We start from the raw sequence: 18,961 nt of genomic DNA on the forward strand, positions 1-18,961 counted from the left end.
GTTGCTGCGTCCTTGCGGCCGACCGGGAGGGTTCCCGGCCAACAACCCCATTAATAAGGAGGATAGGACCCATGGCAGGCAACACAAACATTTGTTCACCCCGTACACCCCGAACTGGTGGCCGGTGCCTGGCGCTGGCGACATTGTTGGTTTCATCTTCCCTGGCATTGGCGGCGACGCCTTATCAGGGCGAAGGGCACATGATGGTGACGCCTTCGGAACTGGAGTGGGGGCCGGTAGGCTCCATGGCTCCCGGAGCGCAAATATCGATTATTGAAGGGGATCTGGCAAAGGAAGAGCCGTTCACCATGCGGTTACGGTTGCCGGCAGACTATGTGATCGCGCCACACATACATCCCGCTTATGAGCGGGTGACGGTGTTATCCGGCACTTTTCACTTCGCCCATGGTGAAAAGATCGAACGTGACAAGGCGAAAGCCCTGCCTGAGGGCAGTGTCGCGATCATGTCGCCCGGCGACCCGATGTTTGGCTACACCGAAGAAGAGGTTGTCATCCAGTTGCACGGTACCGGCCCCTGGGGTATTGAGTACCTCAACCCGGAAGACGATCCCCGGAACTGACTGGATATCAGTGGTGCCGGGATCTGGCACCACTGATATTAACGCCACTTCTGTCCCAATAACCTGCTGACTCCGGGGATATTTAATCCGTTTCCAACAACCGTGCTCCGGGGCCCTCGCTGCCTAGCTCGTCCCATGGGTTGCGCAGCCTGCAGGAGTCTATGGAAAGGCATCCGCAACCAATACAACTGCTGAGTTGGTCCCTTAGCCCGATGAGCATCTCGATACGCCGGTTCAGGTCGGCCTTCCAGGTCTCCGATAGCTGTTGCCAGTCTCCGGCGGTAACAGTGCGACCGGTGGGAAGGGTTGCCAGTGCCTCGCCAATCTCCGAAAGCGGGATGCCCAGTCGTTGAGCCACCTTGATGATGGCAATGCGCCGTAATACATCCCGGTGGAAGCGTCGCTGGTTGCCGGCGTTGCGCCAGCTTTCGATCAGCCCTTTTTTCTCGTAGAAGTGTATGGCGGAAACGGCGACCCCACTGCGTTCCGCGACTTCGCCCACGCTCAGAGCCCTCCTGATTTCTCCGTCGCCGATGCTTGCCATAGCAAACTCCAGTCATACCTGTGATTGACCTAAATCGTACTTGAGGTCTTAAGCTCAGCAGAGGGAGCTTTTCCTCTGCTGAAGATGTTCTCACAGCCTTCTACTCATCCACGACCGTTTCAAAACCACCGTAAATCAGCCGCTTACCGTCGAACGGCATTGGATTCACATTGGGCTGGATGCGGGGATCCTCCATAACTTTCGGCATGCCCTTGTTCCTGGCCTCGCGGGACGGCCAGAGGATCCATGAAAACACCACCGTTTCGTCCGGTTTACACTTCACGGCCATGGGGAAGGAGGTCACTTCACCATCGGGGACATCATCACCCCAGCATTCCACCAACTTAAGGGCGCCGTGGTCCTTGAAAACCACCGCAGCATCGCTGGCATGTTTTATGTATTTCTCCTTGTTGGCGGTTGGGACCGCTGCAACAAATCCGTCGACATAAGTCATCGTAATTCTCCTTGTCTCAGTCTTTTGGGGGGAGCTCCCGCACCGGCCTGACTTCAATGCTGCCGAAACGTGCGGGTGGAATTCGGCCGGCCAGTTGCAGGGCCTCGTTCAGGTCGTTGGCATCCAGCAGGTAGAAGCCGGCCAGTTGTTCCTTGGTTTCGGCAAACGGGCCGTCGGATATCAGCACTTCGCCGTCCCTGACCCTTACCGTGGTGGCCGTCTCAATCGGCTGTAGCGGTTGACCTGTCACGAACTTGCCCTGATCAGTGAGTCTCTCCACCCCGGCAATGCATTCCTGGTTGAGGTCATGCCATTCTTTTTCAGTCATGCTGTTGATGATGCTTTCCTGGTAGTACACCAGTGCTACGTATTTCATGCAGTTCTCCCTGTAGGCTCAGTTGCAGCCATCGATTTCGTTACTGATCATCCACTGTGTTCCGAAACGATCCGTTACCATGCCGAAGCGATGGGCCCAGAAGGTTTCTTCAAAGGGCATGAAGATATTGCCTCCCTCCGCCAACTGGTTGAAAACCTGTTCCGCCTGTTTCACGTCGCTGTACTCGAGATGTACCTGGACACCCTGGGGTTTTGTGTAGCAGTCACCCGACATGTCGGCCCCCATAATCCGGCGGCCTCCCAGGTTCAGGGACCCGTGGAGGATCTTGTCGTGCCATTCTGCCGGTGTTTCCTCGGCGACGGGTGTTTCGCCGTGGGTGACCATGGCTTCGATCCGGCCATCCAGTACCTCAGCATAGTAGGTCATCGCTTCCCTGCAGTTACCCGGAAAGGCGAGGTGTATGTTTATTTGTGCAGGCATTTTCTGAAGCCGCTCACCCATCTGCCTGTGCTGGTCGAGAGCCGCACTGGGCTCGAAGTCCTCCAGCGCGAAGAAAGGACGCAGTTCCAGGCAGGCATTGCCGTCCGCGTCTGATTTTGGCCACCGGGTGGCCCAGGCAATGGCTTCCTCTTTTGAGGCCACCTCCAGAATGGTATAGCCGGCCAGAAGTTCCTTGGTTTCGGCGAAGGGCCCATCGGTGACGAGTGGTTCGCCGTTCCTGAACTCGATACGGCAACCGTCCCGGCTGGGGCGAAGGCCATCTCCAGAGACAAACACGCCGGCATCGAGCATTTCCTCGTTGTAATTGGCCATGTCCTGTAGCAAGCCCTCTGAAGGCATCACTTCCTGTTCGGTGTCTTTATCAGCCTTGCGCATAAGCATGAATTTCATGATTTCTGTTCTCCCTTTTTAACGATGTGTATAACCAAGTCGCCCGGGAGCACGCTGGATCGACAGCCAGGGAAAACTTTTTTTATCGGGCGTTATCCAGATCCGTCAGCCGCTGGTTCAGGAATCGTTGTTCAGGACCCTGCTGGGTCAGGGCAAGGGCCCGCTGATAGGCTGTCTTTGCCGCCGGCAGATCGCCGGACCGACGAAACAGGTCGGCCCTCGCCGCATGGAACAGGTAATAGTTCTGGATGGCCTTGTGGCCTGTCAGTTGGTCAAGGAGCTTCAGGCCTTCCTCGGGGGTGTCCCGCATGGCGACAGCCACTGCGTGGTTCAGGGCGATGACCGGGGAGGGCGTTTGCCGATAGAGTGCCTCGTAAAGCCTCGCGATGCGTGCCCAGTCCGTATTGTCGGTGCTGGTGGCTTCGGCGTGGGCGGCGGCAATGGATGCCTGGAGTGTATAGGCGCCTGTCGGAGCCAGTTGCAGCGCCTGTTCCAGCCATGCCAGCCCTGAACGGATCTGGCCGTGGTCCCAGAGCTTTCGGTCTTGTTCCTCCAGTGTGATCAGATCGCCGTTTGCGTCCTGCCTGGCGTTGCGGCGTGAATCGTGAAGCAGCATAAGCGCCAGTAGGCCGAATACTTCCCCTTCGGGCAAAAGCTCGGCAAGGAGGCGGGCGAGACGGATCGCCTCACTGGCGAGGCTGACATTGACAACCGTATCGCCCCTACTGGAGGAATAGCCCTCATTGAAAATCAGATAGATGACTTTCAGCACACTTTCGAGCCGTTCAGGCAATTCCCGATGTTCCGGCACCTCATAAGGAATGCCTGCATCCCGTATCTTGCGTTTGGCGCGGACTATCCGCTGCGCCGTGGTGGCGGGTTTCTGGAGCAGAGCGCTGGCGACCTGCTCTGTGGTCAGGCCGCATATTTCACGTAGTGTCAGCGCCAGTTGCGCCTCGACAGCAAGGCCGGGGTGGCAACAGGTGAAGATCAGCCGCAACAGGTCATCATCAATATGGTCTGTATCCGGCTCGGAAGTGTAGGGCTCGTCTTCGGCGACACGGGACAGGTTGTGGCTGGCGGTCTGGCGCCGGCGGATATGGTCGATGCCCCGCCGGTGGCCGGTCTTTATCAACCAGGCAGCAGGGTTGTCCGGAATACCCTGTTCCGGCCACTGTTTTATGGCTGCGGTGAAGGCTTCCTGCATGGCTTCTTCCGCCAGGTCGAAGTCACCAAGCAAACGGATGAGCGTCGCCTGCACCCTGCGGGATTGCTGTCGGTAGATGTTGTTGAGGTGCTTGTCTATATTCATTGTCGCTACACTCGGTCCCTTGCGGCGATTGGCTTGGCCATTTGCTAACAGTACTCATTGTTTTATCGTGTAAGCAAGTGAATGCAATGCAAGAAATGGAGAGCGCTATGACATCACCAGAAGATCGACTTCGTGTGTTCTACGATGGCGCCTGTCCAAGCTGCGTCAAGGACCGCAAACTCTACGAGCGCCTGGCGGGCAGAACCGGCGAATCGGTGGAGTGGGTCGATATCACTGGCCGTGATGAGGAGTTGAAGCAACGGGGTATTGAACCGGACGCTGCGCTTCAGGAGCTGCACGTTGAGGACGGCCAGGGCAGGATTCACCGTGAGCTCGACGCCTATATCCTGCTGATGTCACGGGTGTGGTTGCTCAAGCCACTGGCATGGCTGATCGGTTTGCCGGTGATTCGTCCGGCGCTGGCAAAGCTCTACCACCGCTGGGTTGGTGAACGGCTGGAAAGAACCGGTCGCTTGCCAAAATAACCAGGCACAATCGACGAACCGTCAGATGCGAGCTAGGGTTCAGGAAGACACCCTCGGAAGTGACCGGAGCCTGCCAATGCAAATAGCCTATCGTGCCCGCGACCTGGCGGAAGCCCATATCGTCGCCGGCCTTCTGCAATCCAGAGGTATTGAGTGCCACGTGGGTGGCCACTATCTGCAGGGGGCCATGGGGGAAATCGGTGCTGCGGGGTTTACCAATGTCCACGTTGAAGATGAAGACTACACGCGGGCCCGCTCGCTGGTGGCCGAATACGAGTCAGCCAGGCCACCGGAGACCAATCCCGGGCAGATCGAAGACCGGGCCAATCGCTATGCGACCTGGTTTTTGTTGTTCCTGGCGGTTCTGATGGTGGTGCTTTTCGGCGCGCTCTGAGCGATGCACATGTGCAGGGTGCTCTCCGGGCCCATGCCCGGAGAGCTTGGGCCATCAGTGGCCGTAGACCCGCATGGAGGTGTTGCGGATGGCGAGGTTGTCCAGCCCCACCGAACCGATGGATGTGCCTCCTACCAGGACCTGGCCGATGGACATGTCGGCTTCGAAGGTATTGATGTCGATTGCCAGGCTGTCGACGCCGGCTGCATTGGCATCCTTGTAGATATCCATATCGACAAGGGTAAACAGTGGCAGCAGCGAGGGATTGTCCGGATCGTAACCGGCGCCAGTGATACGCATGTCACGAATACCCAGGGCCATAAATGGCACATCCAGTTCCAGTTCGTCGATCGCAAAGCGGGTGGTCAGGTTGAGGGTGTCTGTATCGGTGTCCACCGTTGCCTGGGCCTGGAGAATGAGACCTTCGGCAGAGAAGTTGTCCGCCAGCAGGGTGCTCTCGCCCCCATTGCCCCTCAGTTCCCAGGCGCCGGTGCGAACCGCGAAGTCCACGGGCCGCGCGGTGATTGGGAATACGTTAATAATGGCGTCACCATCATCGGCGACATCCAGTTCAATCTTGATGTTGTCGATCAGGTCCGTGCTGCTGGTGCCGAAGATGGCATCGCGACCGGCCGTGAATTCCTCGAACATGTCGATGCGGTTGGCACCGCCGATAAAGATGTCGCTGATACCCAGCGTGCCTTCATCGGTGTAGGTGAACTCGTCCATGGTGACCTGGGTTTCCAGCTCAATGGTGACACCGGCCTGACCGGTGATCTGCCCCATGTCGGAGTCATGCAGTGGTTTGAGTTCGGCATACCCGCTGAGGGGCAGGCCGGCTATGGCTAACACTAACGCTGATTGCTTCAGGCTTGTCATTGTTATCATCCTTCCTGGTGTTGTTATTGTGCCGGGAGGCCCTTTTCAGGACCTCCCGTATTTCCCTCAGAGGTTCGGGGTCAATGTCAGGTCAATGCCATTGTCCGGACCGGCGAGGAACTGGTTCAGAACGTCGGTCAGCGGACCGCAGTTCTGCAGGGGTGGCAGGTCATAGTTGCCGGTAACGTCACCACCTTCGGAGAGTGAGAAGTTGGTGCCCTCAACCGATGCCAGCTCAATGTTGACCGGGTCGGCAGTGCGGCAGTCACGTCCGCCACCAACGGGGATCCTCAGGCCGAACAGGCGCACGGTGACCTTGGGCACTTCCACGTAGAGTGAAGAGTTGGCGGTCAGGTTTCCGTCGATCAGTGTGCCGGTGGTCACATCGGCCTGCTCGAACGTCACCCTGGCGTTGGCTGTCAGGCTCTTGAACAGCAGCGGAATCTTGAACTGACCCTGGGTCGGATCAAGAGCGAGATCAGCCTCGAACATGCCGGTAGCCAGCTCCAGTTGGGTCGCAATGCTGCCGGACAGCGGCAGTGAACTGCCAGAGGCCTTGATGTCGGTCTGTCCTTCCAGGTCCAGGAGAACCTCAAGTACATCATCAGTGCCATCATTGCCCTGACCACTCAGGGATACTGAGACATCCGGGGTTTCCGGGTCATCAGAGGCAATGTTGAGGGTTGCGCTGCGTCCGCCGGCTGCGGAAGGCATGAAGCTGAGCTCAACCGTACAGCTTTCATCCTGCGCGACGGTTGTGCAGTCGTTGGTCTGGGTGAAGTCGCTGCTGTTGGTACCAGCAATCTCAATGGCGTTGATCATCAATGATGCACTGCCTTCATTGGCAATAGTGACCTGCGCGGTGGCTGTCTCACCCAGCATCACGGAGCCAAAGCTGACGTCCTCGGGCGTAATGGTCATTTCCGGCACGGGCGCGAGCACGCTTGTGCCTGTCAACGGTACGTCCACTACTGGGGTTTCGGCATCGCCGGACTCAATGGTCAGAGTGGCATTCTGATCGCCTTCGCCATCCGGTATATAGGTGACGGTTACATCACAGCTCTCACCAGCGGCAACCGTTGTGCAACTGTTGGTCTGTGTATAGGCGGAGGCGTTATCGCCGCCAAGGCTGATGTTGTTAATGCCAAGCTCGGCCTGGCCGGTGTTGGAGATGGTAACCACCTCTTCCGACGTGGTACCGGCCTGCACGTTTCCGAAGTCGATACTTTCCGGACTGACCGCGATACGGGGTTCAAACTGCTCGTCGGGAACCACCTGGATGGTTTGCAGGATGTTGTCCTGGCCAGCGTTCTGAACACACGCTGATGTGAATTCGCCGATGGGCGCAGGCGCAATGTCGCCGTTCTCAACACGCGCAATCATGTCGAGGGTAAGGCCGCCAATCGTTATAACCGCCTCACCAACATCGTCCTCGTTAAAGGTGATAGACGGAGAGGTGCCCTGGGCCGGTACGGTAAATTCGCCGGTTTCATCGGGAATCGGCGACTGGGGAATGGTCAGCGGTACCGTCAGGTCGATTTCGCGATTCGGCGTGACAACCGTTGTTTCATTGGTGGCGGTGCCCTCAATGGTGGCGGAACCCACCAGTTTAAGGCCCAGTCGCGAATCTTCGTTCACCGTGGTAATGGCGTCTACGGTGAATTCCGGGGTTGGCTCACCCACCGTTGCCTGGGTAGGCACGTCGGCACTGATCTGGGCCCGAATGGGCTGTTCGCCAATCAATGGGAAAGGGCAGGTGAATTCCAGTTCCAGTGACACCGGTTCGGCAAACGCGTTGCTCCCGCCGGTCATAAGCGCCGCGGCTGCTATTGCAGTACCGAGCGTGCGGACGCTTTTGTTGGGATTCCTGAGTTTCATGAGTTCGTCCTCTAGGGTTTCAATCTTTGTTGTATGGGTATGCAGAAATCACCGATGAGGACTGCTGTATCGGTCTTGCAATGATTCCCTTTATGGCTGCGCGGCGGTTAAACCCGTGCGCAGTCTCATTAGGCCGCCGGTGAGCGGTTCGGGTCATTGCTAAGGCCGGCAAGGTTTTTGTTCAAAGCGGAGAGGGGGCCGGGGAAATTCCAGTTTCGTGACGCTCTTCAAATCCTGACGACACCGGGGAAGGGGGTTATTTACGATCGCGTGCCTGTCGGCGAATATCACCCGGCGTGTGGCCTGTCCAGGAACGGTAGGCTTTGGTAAATCCGGCCTGGTCGCTGAACCCCAGTTTTTCGGCAATGGATTCCAGGGGGATGGCGGTATCGGTGAGATACAGGGTAGCGAAGTTCTGGCGGATCTCGTTTCTCAGTTCCCTGAAAGAGGTTCCGGCCGTGGACAGGTGCTGGCGCAGGGTGCGGGGGCTCATGTCGAGCCTGCGGGCAAGGTTGTCCATGGTACAGGGGCGCCCGGGCTGGCTCATGATCATTTCCCGTACCTGCATGACCGTTTCATCAGCCTGTTCGGAAGGTTCCCGCTCCCGCGAGCGGGCATTGGCCAGGATGAATTCCAGGCCGGTCTCGTCCTTACGGATCGGGCGCCCGGACAGCGGCATGGTGACCTGGCTTGCTGGCGCGTTGAAACGAAACTCGCAGTACGGGGCGATGGCACTCCACTGGTCGGGAGACAGGCTGGAATCAAAATCGAATTCGAAGCAGAAGTGGTTACAGACCTGGGAGGATATCCGGTGGATGCTGCCCATGTAGATCTTGGTCAGGCAGGGGAGAAGGTGTTCCAGGCCCCAGGTATCGATCAGTCGTATCCGGAAAGTGGAACCCGTTGAGCTCAGGTCCATGTCCATCAGTGGAAGGCCTACCCGCAGGTACTGCACGATCATGCTGATCAGCCGACGGGGGTTTTCCTGGCCGAGCACGGCGAAACCAAGCAAGCCATGGGCGGGCAGGTCCAGTTGCTGGCCGAACTGGAAAGCGGCCCGTTCATCCCCCATCAGCCATTCCGCCTTGCCCAGGAGTTCACGGACCTGGCTCATGGACAGGCAGGCATCAGGGTCGTCCAGCATGTCGCCGGAGATACCGGTATCTCCAAGGATGGCATGCCGCCGAACCCCTTTACGCTCCATAAACCGTATAAACTGCCGGGCATATCGAGCTGAAATGATGGGGACCTCGAGAGCCATCCGGCTGGAAGTTTCCACCGTTCGTTCCATGATAGGTAGCCTTCTGTACGTGGAACTGTCGCTTTCGGCGTACAGTTGTTCACCTTGATTTCGGGCCAGTATAGGCAGGGTTCCGCAGTTTGATTTTGCTCATCGGTCACGGTTCTGGCGTGATGGCCGGAAATGACAATGAAAGATTCGTTAGTTTTTGCAGGAGGTTGCCCGTTGAAAGCCCGTTGTCCGGTTTGTGAAACGCCCGCACTGGTGCCGTTTCAAACAATTAACGAAACACCGTATTACCGTTGTGAATATTGCGAGGCAACGGTGATGGATTCGTTGTGTTGGCTGGATAAACGTCAGGAAAGGGAAGTCTACGACCTTCACGACAATAACCCGGAGGATGAGGGATACCGACGCTTTCTTTCCAGATTAACCAGCCCGTTGCTGGAACGATTGGAACCAGGTGCCAGTGGACTGGATTTTGGTTGCGGGCCCGGGCCGGCGCTGGCCGGAATTCTGGAGGAGGCAGGCATGGATATGGCGCTCTATGATCCGTTCTTTTACCCGGAAGCCTCTGTTCTGGAATGCCAGTACGACTTTATTACCTGCACGGAGGTGGTGGAGCACCTGCATCACCCGGCAGAGACGTTCCGGCGGCTGGACAAACTGCTGAGGCCCGGTGGCTGGCTGGGTATCATGACCTGCTTCCAGACCGACGACCACCGGTTTGCCAACTGGCATTACCGCCGTGACCCGACCCACATTGTGTTTTACCGGCAATCCACAATGGCCTGGATGGCAAGCGCATACGGGTGGACACTTGATGTTCCTGCCAAGGATGTGGCGCTGTTCCGGAAAAATTAGAACGAAGGGGTGGGGCAATCCAGCACAGGGCATTCCGCCGGAGCGGTCGCGTTGCTGTCCTGTCCGGCCGGGACTGCCCCATCAAAACGTTCCGGATCAATGGCCATGGCGCAGCTGGCGGCGGTTTTGGAGGCAGAGGCGCAGCCCTGTGCCGCCAGGGAGTGGGCCAGGTTGTTCCAGCCCGCGGCCAGGCCCGGAAATTTCCCGGTCAGGCGCAGATAATGCTGCGTGGCCAGTTCAGGTTTGCCCAGCCCCCAGGCAATGTTGCCCTGGCCCATAATTGCTGCCGGCTGGTCCGGCCAGGTCTGTTCAGCCGTCTGGTAGGCGGTCATGGCGGCTGTGGTCCTGCCGGTGGTTTCCAGGTCGTTGGCGGACATCAGGTAACGCAGGGGCTGGGCAGTCGCAGGCAACTGCTCGGGAGGCAGCATGACGGTGGCCCAGTTATCTGCGCGACCCCAGGTCGCCATGAACACTTCCAGTGTTTCTTCGTGGCGTTCCCGGGTGTCCGTGTGCAGGATGATGTTTTTCTCCCTGGCGTCGTAGCCAATCACAACGGCGAAATGCCATTGCGGCCACCAACCAAACCTCAGGTTCTGCATAACCAGCACGGGATGGCCGGCGGCCACTTCCTCCAGCAGGCTTTCCAGTGAGCCATCCAGTGGGTAGACAAGCAGGCCATGGGCACGGGCTGCTGCCACGAGTTCAACCTTCAGGCTGCCCTGGCGTTCAGGGAGATAGACCAGCTCTTTCAACACGTCGGGATTGGTGTCCAGGCCCTGGCTGTTCAGCATCATCGCCAGGGAGGCCGGGCCGCACTGGTAGCGCTCCTGGGCAAAGAAGGGCACACGGTTAAGCACCGTCCGCTGATCAGTGTCGGAAGTGATATCCAGAGTGTCTGGATCGGGCCATTGGGTACGGCTGGCGCAACCCGCCAGAATCGTTGCCAACACAAGGCTGGCAACGATTCGCAGCAAGTGCGGATGGGTGGAGATAGTCACGAAGTCTGTTTGCTACCGGATACAGTTAATGAACGGGAAGATATTGGTAGCGCACAGCATGTCGGTAATGATAAAGACCAGCAGGAACAGCACGATGATCCCGACAACGTCTTCACCGACCGGCGCTTCTGCCAGTTGTTGCTCAAACGACGACAGTTCTTCCGGCGTCAGGTTCTGTATGCGTTGTTCCACCTGATCCTGGCTGACGCCCATTTCCGCCAGCTTTTCCTTCACCTCGTCCCGCTCCAGCATATCAAGAAGCGACTGTCGATCGAGGTCGGCGCGCTGCTCGGTCAGCAGCTCACCGGTTCCAACCACACCTGCCGTGGCGGACGATGCCCAGACGGTGCCGAATGCCATCATGATGGCCATGAAAAACGATACGTATCGCAGGTGCTTTCTGATGGTCTGCATTCCAGTCTCCTTGCTTTCGTTGTTGAAACACGCTTTCCGGTCACGGCTTTATTGACTGTACTTCAAGGCGTCGCTCTGGCCAGTTCAGAATAGCGGAACGGGTGACCATTCGCTCTGCCAACTCGGGAAAATCCTGTTCAATAACGTTGGCCGCAAATCCCGATAAAAATGCGGACTTTAGAGTAGCACGCGCTTTTTGGGTTCCGGGTTCCTGATAGGGGGCAGAAGACAGTAACAGAAATCCGTCATCCGGTATCCTGCCACTGTCCATATTGGCCTTGATAATGCCTGCTGCCTGGCGGATGGGATGGGACAGGTCCGGGCTGTAGGGGCCGATAATCAGAGCGATGTTGGGCACGTGGAGGAAGTCGAATCCCCGGCCGATGCATATCACCCACTCCCTGTGTTCGATGTCCAGTTCGCGGTCGCTTTTGCGGATATCCGTGATATGGCGGATGTTGCCCTGGACCAGCGGCAACAGGTCCCGTTGGACGGGTACTGGCATGTCCGGGTAGAGGGACCCAATCCGCGAACCGATTTCCGTGGCTTCCGCAGGCGCTACCGTGGCCAGGTCCAGTGCCTGATTGTCGCGGCCATGGAGGATCAGGGCATCCTCGTCGGTTTCAAAGCCGCACACCAGGGGATAAACAGTCTGGTGGCCACTGCCGAACAGCGCTTCCAACTGGTAGCGAATGCTGAAGGCATGCGCCCGTGCTGCCTCCTGATCGCAGTTGAACCCCGCACACCCTCTCTCCTTTACGCCTTTGGAAAAGTGATAGGTGATAATAATCAGTACCCGTCTTCCTGCGCTTACGGCCTCCTGGACCGTGTCTGCCAGCATGTCCCCGAGGTAGGGCCAGCCCAGGTCGAAGATGCCGCCCAGATTGCGGAAGGGATGGATAATCCCCAAAGGAGTGCGGGTGACGTAGGGCAGGTGGATGCGACCGTCCATACACTTCATGGCAATGATCAGGGTGTTGTGTTCCGCCAGGTAGCGCTGGCGGGCCAGATGGCTTTCGGGGCTGCAGAAGCTGGCTGAGTGGCTGAGGCTCAGTTCCATCAGCCAGTCGATACGGTCGTTGATTGGCCGGGAGTGCACGGATGTGTTCATTGTTTTATACCTCTTCAAGATTAAAACGTAGACAGTCCCGTCGCCTCCATCAACCTGTATTGCCAGTATCGTAACCGGGACTCATCTGCCCAGGCCTTGTAAGGAAGGCTCATGACCGGTGTTTCACCCGGCCCATGGTCCCATTGTTCGTCGAAAAAGCCGGCTGCCTTGCGCACGATTTCCGACCGGACGTCAGAGCGCACACGCACACTGGTTTCAAGGTTCAGGTCATCAAGGTTCCGCCGGGTGAAGTTGGCGGAGCCCAGAAGCAGTTGCGCTCTTCCGTCTGTATCCCGTCTGACAAGCAGCTTGCTGTGGCACTGTTCACCTTCGGTATTACACCAACGTACGGTAATGCCGACACCATTGAGCTCCATTGCAGCCTGACGGTTCGGTATTCCGTTTTTCTTCATGCCGAAGGCATCGTTGTTGGCGTCCAGTAATACGCGTACACGCACGCCTCTTTGATGGGCATGTTTAAGCGCCTGCAACAGGGTTCGGTGAGACAGGTAGAACATGGCCAGGTCCAGTTGGTCTCCCGGCTCTGCGGTTTCAATCATCTCCCTGGCGGAAGCCAGGATGGCTGACTCGGTGACGATACTGACGGTGGCTCCGGAATCAGGAGTGAAATCAGATTCGGGTTGCGGCAGGTTGCTGATCATCTCATCCACCACGTCGGTATTAGCGCCGGACATGGCCAGCACGGCACGTTCACTCTGCAGGAGATCGGCCACAGCCGGGCCGCCAAAACGCAGGCCTACATTGCTGTGCCGGCTGCTTCCGTCATGCGGATTGGCAGAGGTCACCAGGGCACTGAAGCCGTCTTCACTGTCCACCACCACGGTTTTGCGATGGTTAGCCTTGAAGTTGGGGAGTGCCAGGTAACTGCGCAGGGTGATGGGTTGCTCTCCCAGCGCGTTCGGCAGCCAGCCTCCGGTGGCCGAATTGCCCATCCACTGGCAGCAGAACCGCCACAGTCCGGACCACAAGGGGTTGCTGTCACGAAGGCGCTCCAGTCTGGTCTCCACCACCGGAATGCCTGCTTTCCTGAGTTGCTGGAAATAGGGCGAGACGGTACCGCCATAGACCGTGTTGATGGGGTCGGAGATAACCATGATGCGCATCCCCGGATTCGCCTCGCGGCGTTTGATCAGGGCTTCGGTGAGTTCCCGGGCCAGCGGCCGCTGTCGGCTGCCTTCGGCACGTGTATCGTTGAAAAGGAACATGTCCACGAGGATGAAACGACGGGCGCCCGAAATCATATCGAGGACTTCGTCGAATATCTCATGATCCAGCCGCGGTTCCTCGTTACCGAAGTGCAGAGTCCTGTCCGTGAGCAGCCTGGCATTGACCAGGGGGTGCTCAGCGCCCTGGTAGCTGATTCCGGGCGGCAGAGGCTTCAGTATATGGTAGAGGCTGGTTGTGGTGATGGTCAGAATAATCAGACCAATCAGTAACTTCACTGTCATTGTCATGCTTCCAGGCAACGTCTTCCAGAGACAGAACTATACTGCACCCGGCCGGGTACAGTCCTTACACCAATGTCATCCTGGGTTAATTATGATTGCGACGTGATCATGGTCCCAGGTAAACAAACACTTACAAAAATTGTCCCTTGTGAGCTATCGCAGTTGGCATACACTTTCTAAACTAGCAGGATCAATCATTTACGATAACGATTCCCGTGAATTCACTGGCTTTTATTGGTTCCCGTCTTTTCAGTCTGCGCCTGCTCGTTGTTGTGTTGGCGCTGGCTTTCGTGTTTGTGGGCGACGCTCTCCCGATGCTGGGATGGCTGGACCGCGTGCTGTTCAGTGCGCTTGGAAACCCCGCGGGCATAGGGGATGCGGTTCGGGTTGTTGATATGTCGCCCGATGTATTCGCCACCGCACTGCAGGCCCGGGGGCTCGTGGAACCCGAGTGGTCCGCGCTGGCCATCCGCACCGGGCTGATGACCTCGGCCCTGTTTCTGGTACTGGCGGTCCCCAGGCTGGGTGGTGCGGTGGCCCTGCCTGTACTGCTGCTGATCGCTGGCTCACTGGTGGTGTTGCAGGCGGCTTTCATGTTCTATCAGAGTGCCTGGCTCCCCCTGGGTGAGGTGGTTACCCTGCTGGTGGCCGGGTACATCATCATGCTGTTCTGGCTACAGCCAAGGCGCGATATAGTGGCTCTTTCAGAGAATGCCCGTGTCGCCCGCACCCGGCTTGGCCGTCTGCTGCTGCAACAGGGGCAGCCGGATGAAGCGCTGGAGGTGCTGGCGGATTGCCCGCCCACGGAAGACACCCTTGCGCTGCAATACGACATCGCCATCCAGCAGGAGCGCAAGCGCCAGTACGACAAGGCATCGGCCACCTATCAGCAGATTCTCAGCCAGAAGCGCAGGTACCGGGATGCGGATAAACGCCTCGCAGCACTGGAAAATCTGAACACCGAGGGAACAGTGGTTTCCTCCGGCGGTTTCGACAGTACGCGAACTCTGGTACTTCCGGAGCAGAACGTCAGCCGGCCCACATTGGGACGGTATGAAATCGAGCGCGAGATCGGGCGTGGTGCGATGGGGGTGGTGTACCTTGGCAAGGACCCGAAGATAGCCCGTACGGTAGCGATCAAGACACTCAGTTACCAGGCTTTCGATGACAACGAACTCCGGGACCTGAAATCGCGATTCTTTCGTGAAGCAGAAGCGGCGGGTCGCCTCAGCCATCCGGCGATTGTCACTGTGTATGACGTGGGAGAGGAGGCCGACCTGGCATTTATAGCCATGGATTACGCCAAGGGCAGGCCGCTCAGTGAATTTGGCAAGCCAGGCCGGTTGTTGCCACTGCCGACGGTGCTGGACATCGTCGCCCGAGTGGCGGACGCTCTCGATTACGCGCATCGCCAGAAGATCATCCACCGCGATATCAAGCCTGGCAATATCATCTTCAATCCGGACAACGGTGAGATAAAGATTACCGATTTCGGTATTGCCAAGATTTCGGATGATTCACGAACCCGCACCGGTAATGTCATGGGCAGCCCGCTGTACATGTCACCGGAGCAGCTCAAGGGGCAGAAAGTCACCGGCGCCTCGGACACCTACAGCCTGGGGATCACGCTTTACAAGCTGGTATCCGGGGAGACGCCCTATCAGGGGGATACGCTGGCCAATCTGACGTACCAGATCCTGAACAAGCGCCCACGCAGCGTTCGTGAATTCAATCCGGAACTACCCAACGGTGTTGTCCGTCTGATCAATAAAGCCATACAACGGGAGCCTGATAAACGCTTCCTCAGCGCCGCGACCATGGCGGAAGCGTTGCGACGTCAGGCGAGCCGTGAGGCCAGGGAGGAAGCATCGTGACGAATCTCGTGGCGCACGGCGTCACTGACGTAGGCGCCGTGCGCAAAGCCAATCAGGACGCCATTGACTGGCGTGTCAGTGAGGATAACCGGCAAGCGCTACTGGTTGTCGCCGACGGTATGGGCGGTTACCAGGGCGGGGAAATTGCCAGCCGGATTGCGGTAGATACGGTGATGGAAGTGCTGGCGCCCTGGCTGTCTTCGGGCGCGGGCCAGCCGGATGAACCTGATGACGCCATCCAACTCGCCATTAACCTGGCCAGCGAGCGAATTTCAGAGCGCAGGGCGGGGGACCCGGAGCTCGCCAAAATGGGCACCACGCTGGTGATGGCCTGGGTGATTGATGACGAAGCACACATTGCCCATCTGGGGGATTCCCGCTGCTACCTTATCCACAAGGGTGAACTGCAGTGCCAGACCCGGGACGATACGGTGGTCCAGAATATGCTGGAGGACGGCAGTATCCGCCCGGATGACGTGCCCCATGTGCCATTCCGGAATGTGCTGACCCGAGCCCTTGGCGCTTCCTCGGCCATAGCCAGTTTTCGTCGCGTACGAATGGAGGTGGGTGATTCCCTGCTGCTGTGTTCTGATGGTCTAACCGGGGCATTGGCCGAGGATGAATGGCTGCCGCTGATGTCGGCGCATGAACTACCCGAAGACAAGGCCCGGTCGCTGGTGGACGCGAGCCTGGATAACGAGGCGGCCGATAATGTGTCCGTTGTACTGTTGATTCTCAATTAATGGAGGAGGCCTGTATGGCGTCACTTTCCCAACTGGTGGACAACGTTGTAGTGACCACCTTTGAACTGGACCAGCCGGAGATTCATGTTGGCAGGCGCGGCGACAACGATATCCGCATCGACGAGATTTCCGTCAGCGGTCACCATGCGGTGATCGAATCGGTGCCCAACGCCTATCTGGAAGGTACGGTGGACTATTACATCACCGACAACAACAGCACCAACGGTACGTTTGTGAACGACATTCGAATTGACGGTCGCCAGCGCCTGAACAGCAGCGACCTGGTTCGTATCGGCTGGAACGAGTTCCGGTTTATTGACGAGGAGGAGAACTCCCTGGAGAAAACCGCCTACATCCTGGACTAGGCGGCTCCGACGTTAACCCTTGAGCACGAGTTGCGAAAAGCGACCCAGCAGGGACGTGGCGTCCGGCGCGTCGATCACATTATCCAGCAGGGCATCCGCATCAAGCCCTTCTTTTTCAAGATCGGGCGCCTGCACCTTGAGGTAGGCCCGCATCACCTCCGCGGAGAATTCCGGGTGGAATTGCACACCCCACGCACACCGGCCAACCCGAAAAGCCTGGTGCGGCTCAAACTCGTTACGTCCCAGGAGAATGGCGTTATCCGGCAACCGTAGTACCGACTGCCGGTGCGTCAGCTGCGCCGGGAATTGATGGGGAAAACCCTCGAACAGTGGGTCTTCCATTGCAGCGTCCAGCAGTTCCACCTGGTGGGTGCCGGTCTCGCGACCACGGGGGTGATAACCTGCCTCGCCACCAAGGGCATGGGCCAGCAACTGATGACCGTAGCAGACGCCGAGAACCGGTACTTCTTCCTTCACCGCGTCGGCAAGCCATGTGCCAGTCTGTTCGCTCCAGGGTGCCCGGTCACTGACCATGGCTGGCGAGCCGGTTACCACAATACCGTCCCAGTCCCCGGGTTTGCCCGGGAGCTCTTCAGCCGTAACGTCCACCACATGGAGATCAAGTTCCGGCGACAGCCTGGCCACGAACCAGCTGTCGAAATCCCCGAAGGTCTCACGCAGGGAAGGGTAGGTGGCACCGGTTTTCAGTATGACGACCCTGGCCAAGGCGTTGCTCCTGTCAGTCTTCGATCACTGCGTTATGGTATACGTTCTGGACGTCGTCCAGGTCATTCAGCATATCCATGAACTTCTCGAACAGCTCGATATCATCGCCTTCGATGGTTGTGGTGGTCTGGGGCAGGAACTGGATTTCGTCCACCTCGAACTCCAGGCCCTCAAACGCCTCCTGAAGCGCCTGCCGGGCTTTGGCGTATTCCGTATGGGGGGCGAACACGGTAATCATGCCGTCCTCCTGCTCAATATCGGTCACATCCACGTCGGCCATCATCAGTGCTTCCAGGGCCGCTTCCTCGTCGTCGCCCTTGAAACCGAGTATGGCGCAGTGGTCGAACATATGGCTGACGCTGCCCTGGGTACCGATCTTGCACTTGGTCTTGGTAAAGGCCAGGCGAACATCGCCGAAGGTGCGGTTGGGGTTGTCCGTCAGGCAATCAACGATGGCCATGCAATTGCCCGGGCCAAAACCCTCATAGCGGGCAGGGGAGAAATCCTCGCCGGCTCCGCCACGGGCCTTCTCGATGGCCTTCTCGATCACGTGCGCGGGCACCTGGTCTTTCTTGGCGCGGTCTATCAGGCCACGGAGGCTGAGGTTGGCGTCCGGATCCGGCCCGCCGGACTTGGCGCACACGTAGATCTCACGGCCATACTTGCTGTAGACCTTGGTTTTGGCGGCGGCCGTCTTGGCCATGGAGTCTTTGCGGTTTTGGTAGGCTCTGCCCATTACGCTGCCTCAATGTCATTTTCAAAAGTGCGGATTTTACTCGACTAGACAGGTCGGCGACAGAGTTATTTACCGAGCTTGTAATGTTATGTAGAGCCGTTCAGGCCAGCTTCGGTACCCTGCGAATGCCCTTGCGAATGCCCTGGTCCAGGGCGGAGCTGACCAGTCTGCCGGTAAACGGCACAATATCTTCAAAGAAAATGGTGTACTGGATCCGGGTTCTGTTGTCGGCGACATCGTCGAACCGGATGCGGCCCAGGTGATTGCGGACCGGGCTCATGCTGGAAATGGCGTATTCAATCAGTGAATCCGGCTCAAAGGTAATCACGGTCTCTTCAAGACCGATCGGGCCGATGCCGATCTTGCGGATAGAACCAACGCCATTCGGGTCTGCCTGGTCGCTGTCGCGAATGCGTTTAACCGGTGCTCCCAACAGCTTTCCGAAGCGTTCGTGATCGGCAAACAGTGCAAATACCCGGTTTCGGGGAACATCAAATGTTTCATCTATTTCAATCGTGTATGTTGCCATGGTTGAACTCTTGAGAGACTGTTTTCAACAGGGTATCCGGTTATGTAGTACAACAAAAGTGACGTAGCTCTAATGACCACCCATTGACCCAAAAGGGCTGAATGGCCTTTTGCCGTTCTGTTGGCGGTGCCCCTGAT

22 protein-coding genes are annotated in these 18,961 nt (G+C 57.9%); 7 read left to right on the forward strand and 15 right to left on the reverse strand.

Translation table 11 applies throughout. From position 1 onward, the window contains the following. Nucleotides 1–71 precede the first annotated feature (71 nt). Nucleotides 72–581, forward strand: a complete 510-nt coding sequence (locus tag NLU14_RS12415; RefSeq protein WP_275706959.1) for a cupin domain-containing protein — start codon at nucleotides 72–74, stop codon at nucleotides 579–581. 82 nt (nucleotides 582–663) lie between these two features. Here NLU14_RS12415 and soxR read toward each other — a convergent pair whose 3' ends face one another. From soxR to NLU14_RS12440, 5 genes are all read right to left on the reverse strand, one after another. Continuing rightward, entirely contained in the window at nucleotides 664–1,125 is a 462-nt protein-coding gene (soxR, locus tag NLU14_RS12420) for a redox-sensitive transcriptional activator SoxR (RefSeq protein WP_275706961.1), read from the reverse strand. Between the two features lie 100 nt (nucleotides 1,126–1,225). Continuing rightward, nucleotides 1,226–1,579 (reverse strand): DUF1428 domain-containing protein, encoded by a 354-nt coding sequence (locus NLU14_RS12425; protein ID WP_275706963.1) that lies wholly within the window; start codon nucleotides 1,577–1,579, stop codon nucleotides 1,226–1,228. Nucleotides 1,580–1,595: 16 nt separating this feature from the next. Then, nucleotides 1,596–1,955, reverse strand: a complete 360-nt coding sequence (locus tag NLU14_RS12430) for a YciI family protein (protein ID WP_275706965.1) — start codon at nucleotides 1,953–1,955, stop codon at nucleotides 1,596–1,598. An 18-nt stretch (nucleotides 1,956–1,973) separates the two neighbouring features. Next, nucleotides 1,974–2,807 carry a YciI family protein gene (locus tag NLU14_RS12435; RefSeq protein WP_275706966.1) on the reverse strand — a complete coding sequence of 278 codons (834 nt, stop codon included), beginning with the start codon at nucleotides 2,805–2,807 and terminating at the stop codon, nucleotides 1,974–1,976. 82 nt (nucleotides 2,808–2,889) lie between these two features. Then, nucleotides 2,890–4,119, reverse strand: coding sequence for an RNA polymerase sigma factor (locus NLU14_RS12440; protein ID WP_275706968.1), 1,230 nt, complete (start codon nucleotides 4,117–4,119; stop codon nucleotides 2,890–2,892). Between the two features lie 107 nt (nucleotides 4,120–4,226). Between NLU14_RS12440 and NLU14_RS12445 the strand changes: the two genes are divergently transcribed. Beyond that, nucleotides 4,227–4,604, forward strand: a complete 378-nt coding sequence (locus tag NLU14_RS12445) for a thiol-disulfide oxidoreductase DCC family protein (protein ID WP_275706970.1) — start codon at nucleotides 4,227–4,229, stop codon at nucleotides 4,602–4,604. 76 nt (nucleotides 4,605–4,680) lie between these two features. Beyond that, entirely contained in the window at nucleotides 4,681–4,998 is a 318-nt protein-coding gene (locus tag NLU14_RS12450) for a putative signal transducing protein (protein WP_275706972.1), read from the forward strand. Between the two features lie 54 nt (nucleotides 4,999–5,052). On the opposite strand, the gene NLU14_RS12455 is transcribed toward NLU14_RS12450, so the two are convergent. From NLU14_RS12455 to NLU14_RS12465, 3 genes are all read right to left on the reverse strand, one after another. Beyond that, complete coding sequence (locus NLU14_RS12455; protein ID WP_275706974.1) at nucleotides 5,053–5,877, reverse strand: DUF6160 family protein; 825 nt, start codon at nucleotides 5,875–5,877, stop codon at nucleotides 5,053–5,055. Between the two features lie 66 nt (nucleotides 5,878–5,943). After that, on the reverse strand, nucleotides 5,944–7,755 hold the full coding sequence (locus NLU14_RS12460) for a choice-of-anchor D domain-containing protein (protein WP_275706976.1): 1,812 nt from the start codon (nucleotides 7,753–7,755) through the stop codon (nucleotides 5,944–5,946). Nucleotides 7,756–8,011: 256 nt separating this feature from the next. Further along, complete coding sequence (locus NLU14_RS12465; RefSeq protein WP_275706978.1) at nucleotides 8,012–9,046, reverse strand: AraC family transcriptional regulator; 1,035 nt, start codon at nucleotides 9,044–9,046, stop codon at nucleotides 8,012–8,014. Between the two features lie 276 nt (nucleotides 9,047–9,322). Between NLU14_RS12465 and NLU14_RS12470 the strand changes: the two genes are divergently transcribed. Next, on the forward strand, nucleotides 9,323–9,859 hold the full coding sequence (locus NLU14_RS12470) for a class I SAM-dependent methyltransferase (protein ID WP_275706981.1): 537 nt from the start codon (nucleotides 9,323–9,325) through the stop codon (nucleotides 9,857–9,859). Here NLU14_RS12470 and NLU14_RS12475 read toward each other — a convergent pair. Genes NLU14_RS12475 through NLU14_RS12490 form a run of 4 tightly spaced genes read right to left on the reverse strand, consistent with a single transcriptional unit; the run spans nucleotide 9,856 to nucleotide 13,851 of the window. Next, nucleotides 9,856–10,857, reverse strand: a complete 1,002-nt coding sequence (locus tag NLU14_RS12475) for a PA2778 family cysteine peptidase (protein WP_275706982.1) — start codon at nucleotides 10,855–10,857, stop codon at nucleotides 9,856–9,858. The two genes, NLU14_RS12470 and NLU14_RS12475, sit on opposite strands and share 4 nt — an antisense overlap. 12 nt (nucleotides 10,858–10,869) lie before the next feature. Further along, on the reverse strand, nucleotides 10,870–11,271 hold the full coding sequence (locus tag NLU14_RS12480) for a PA2779 family protein (protein WP_275706984.1): 402 nt from the start codon (nucleotides 11,269–11,271) through the stop codon (nucleotides 10,870–10,872). 40 nt (nucleotides 11,272–11,311) lie between these two features. Beyond that, nucleotides 11,312–12,382 carry a carboxysome shell carbonic anhydrase domain-containg protein gene (locus NLU14_RS12485; RefSeq protein ID WP_275706986.1) on the reverse strand — a complete coding sequence of 357 codons (1,071 nt, stop codon included), beginning with the start codon at nucleotides 12,380–12,382 and terminating at the stop codon, nucleotides 11,312–11,314. Between the two features lie 20 nt (nucleotides 12,383–12,402). Then, on the reverse strand, nucleotides 12,403–13,851 hold the full coding sequence (locus NLU14_RS12490; protein WP_275706988.1) for a phospholipase D family protein: 1,449 nt from the start codon (nucleotides 13,849–13,851) through the stop codon (nucleotides 12,403–12,405). 215 nt (nucleotides 13,852–14,066) lie between these two features. Here NLU14_RS12490 and NLU14_RS12495 point away from each other — a divergent pair, with 215 nt between their 5' ends. From NLU14_RS12495 to NLU14_RS12505, 3 genes are read left to right on the forward strand one after another with little or no spacing between them, the layout of a single operon-like run. Beyond that, a complete protein-coding gene (locus NLU14_RS12495) occupies nucleotides 14,067–15,725 on the forward strand; it encodes a serine/threonine-protein kinase (protein ID WP_275706990.1) in 1,659 nt (552 codons plus the stop codon). After that, nucleotides 15,722–16,468, forward strand: a complete 747-nt coding sequence (locus tag NLU14_RS12500) for a PP2C family protein-serine/threonine phosphatase (RefSeq protein ID WP_275706992.1) — start codon at nucleotides 15,722–15,724, stop codon at nucleotides 16,466–16,468. The genes NLU14_RS12495 and NLU14_RS12500 overlap by 4 nt, the downstream gene beginning before the upstream one ends. Nucleotides 16,469–16,482: 14 nt before the next feature. Next, nucleotides 16,483–16,833, forward strand: coding sequence for an FHA domain-containing protein (locus NLU14_RS12505; protein ID WP_275706994.1), 351 nt, complete (start codon nucleotides 16,483–16,485; stop codon nucleotides 16,831–16,833). Between the two features lie 12 nt (nucleotides 16,834–16,845). On the opposite strand, the gene NLU14_RS12510 is transcribed toward NLU14_RS12505, so the two are convergent. The 3 genes from NLU14_RS12510 to NLU14_RS12520 form a co-directional block, all read right to left on the reverse strand. Then, nucleotides 16,846–17,559, reverse strand: coding sequence for a glutamine amidotransferase (locus NLU14_RS12510; RefSeq protein ID WP_275706997.1), 714 nt, complete (start codon nucleotides 17,557–17,559; stop codon nucleotides 16,846–16,848). Between the two features lie 13 nt (nucleotides 17,560–17,572). Beyond that, on the reverse strand, nucleotides 17,573–18,295 hold the full coding sequence (locus NLU14_RS12515) for a YebC/PmpR family DNA-binding transcriptional regulator (protein ID WP_275706999.1): 723 nt from the start codon (nucleotides 18,293–18,295) through the stop codon (nucleotides 17,573–17,575). Between the two features lie 100 nt (nucleotides 18,296–18,395). Beyond that, nucleotides 18,396–18,824, reverse strand: a complete 429-nt coding sequence (locus NLU14_RS12520; protein ID WP_275707001.1) for an SRPBCC family protein — start codon at nucleotides 18,822–18,824, stop codon at nucleotides 18,396–18,398. Nucleotides 18,825–18,961: the final 137 nt, after the last annotated feature.

It is taken from the genome of Marinobacter iranensis (genome assembly GCF_029207565.1).
In the GTDB taxonomy this organism is placed as follows: domain Bacteria; phylum Pseudomonadota; class Gammaproteobacteria; order Pseudomonadales; family Oleiphilaceae; genus Marinobacter; species Marinobacter iranensis.

Excerpts from the sequence above, each read along its gene's own strand:
- NLU14_RS12415 (WP_275706959.1), top strand. The coding sequence starts at position 72 with ATGGCAGGCAACACAAACATTTGTTCACCCCGTACACCCCGAACTGGT.
- soxR (WP_275706961.1), bottom strand. The coding sequence starts at position 1,125 with ATGGCAAGCATCGGCGACGGAGAAATCAGGAGGGCTCTGAGCGTGGGC.
- NLU14_RS12425 (WP_275706963.1), bottom strand. The coding sequence starts at position 1,579 with ATGACTTATGTCGACGGATTTGTTGCAGCGGTCCCAACCGCCAACAAG.
- NLU14_RS12430 (WP_275706965.1), bottom strand. The coding sequence starts at position 1,955 with ATGAAATACGTAGCACTGGTGTACTACCAGGAAAGCATCATCAACAGC.
- NLU14_RS12435 (WP_275706966.1), bottom strand. The coding sequence starts at position 2,807 with ATGAAATTCATGCTTATGCGCAAGGCTGATAAAGACACCGAACAGGAA.
- NLU14_RS12440 (WP_275706968.1), bottom strand. The coding sequence starts at position 4,119 with ATGAATATAGACAAGCACCTCAACAACATCTACCGACAGCAATCCCGC.
- NLU14_RS12445 (WP_275706970.1), top strand. The coding sequence starts at position 4,227 with ATGACATCACCAGAAGATCGACTTCGTGTGTTCTACGATGGCGCCTGT.
- NLU14_RS12450 (WP_275706972.1), top strand. The coding sequence starts at position 4,681 with ATGCAAATAGCCTATCGTGCCCGCGACCTGGCGGAAGCCCATATCGTC.
- NLU14_RS12455 (WP_275706974.1), bottom strand. The coding sequence starts at position 5,877 with ATGACAAGCCTGAAGCAATCAGCGTTAGTGTTAGCCATAGCCGGCCTG.
- NLU14_RS12460 (WP_275706976.1), bottom strand. The coding sequence starts at position 7,755 with ATGAAACTCAGGAATCCCAACAAAAGCGTCCGCACGCTCGGTACTGCA.
- NLU14_RS12465 (WP_275706978.1), bottom strand. The coding sequence starts at position 9,046 with ATGGAACGAACGGTGGAAACTTCCAGCCGGATGGCTCTCGAGGTCCCC.
- NLU14_RS12470 (WP_275706981.1), top strand. The coding sequence starts at position 9,323 with ATGGATTCGTTGTGTTGGCTGGATAAACGTCAGGAAAGGGAAGTCTAC.
- NLU14_RS12480 (WP_275706984.1), bottom strand. The coding sequence starts at position 11,271 with ATGCAGACCATCAGAAAGCACCTGCGATACGTATCGTTTTTCATGGCC.
- NLU14_RS12485 (WP_275706986.1), bottom strand. The coding sequence starts at position 12,382 with ATGAACACATCCGTGCACTCCCGGCCAATCAACGACCGTATCGACTGG.
- NLU14_RS12490 (WP_275706988.1), bottom strand. The coding sequence starts at position 13,851 with ATGACAGTGAAGTTACTGATTGGTCTGATTATTCTGACCATCACCACA.
- NLU14_RS12505 (WP_275706994.1), top strand. The coding sequence starts at position 16,483 with ATGGCGTCACTTTCCCAACTGGTGGACAACGTTGTAGTGACCACCTTT.
- NLU14_RS12515 (WP_275706999.1), bottom strand. The coding sequence starts at position 18,295 with ATGGGCAGAGCCTACCAAAACCGCAAAGACTCCATGGCCAAGACGGCC.
- NLU14_RS12520 (WP_275707001.1), bottom strand. The coding sequence starts at position 18,824 with ATGGCAACATACACGATTGAAATAGATGAAACATTTGATGTTCCCCGA.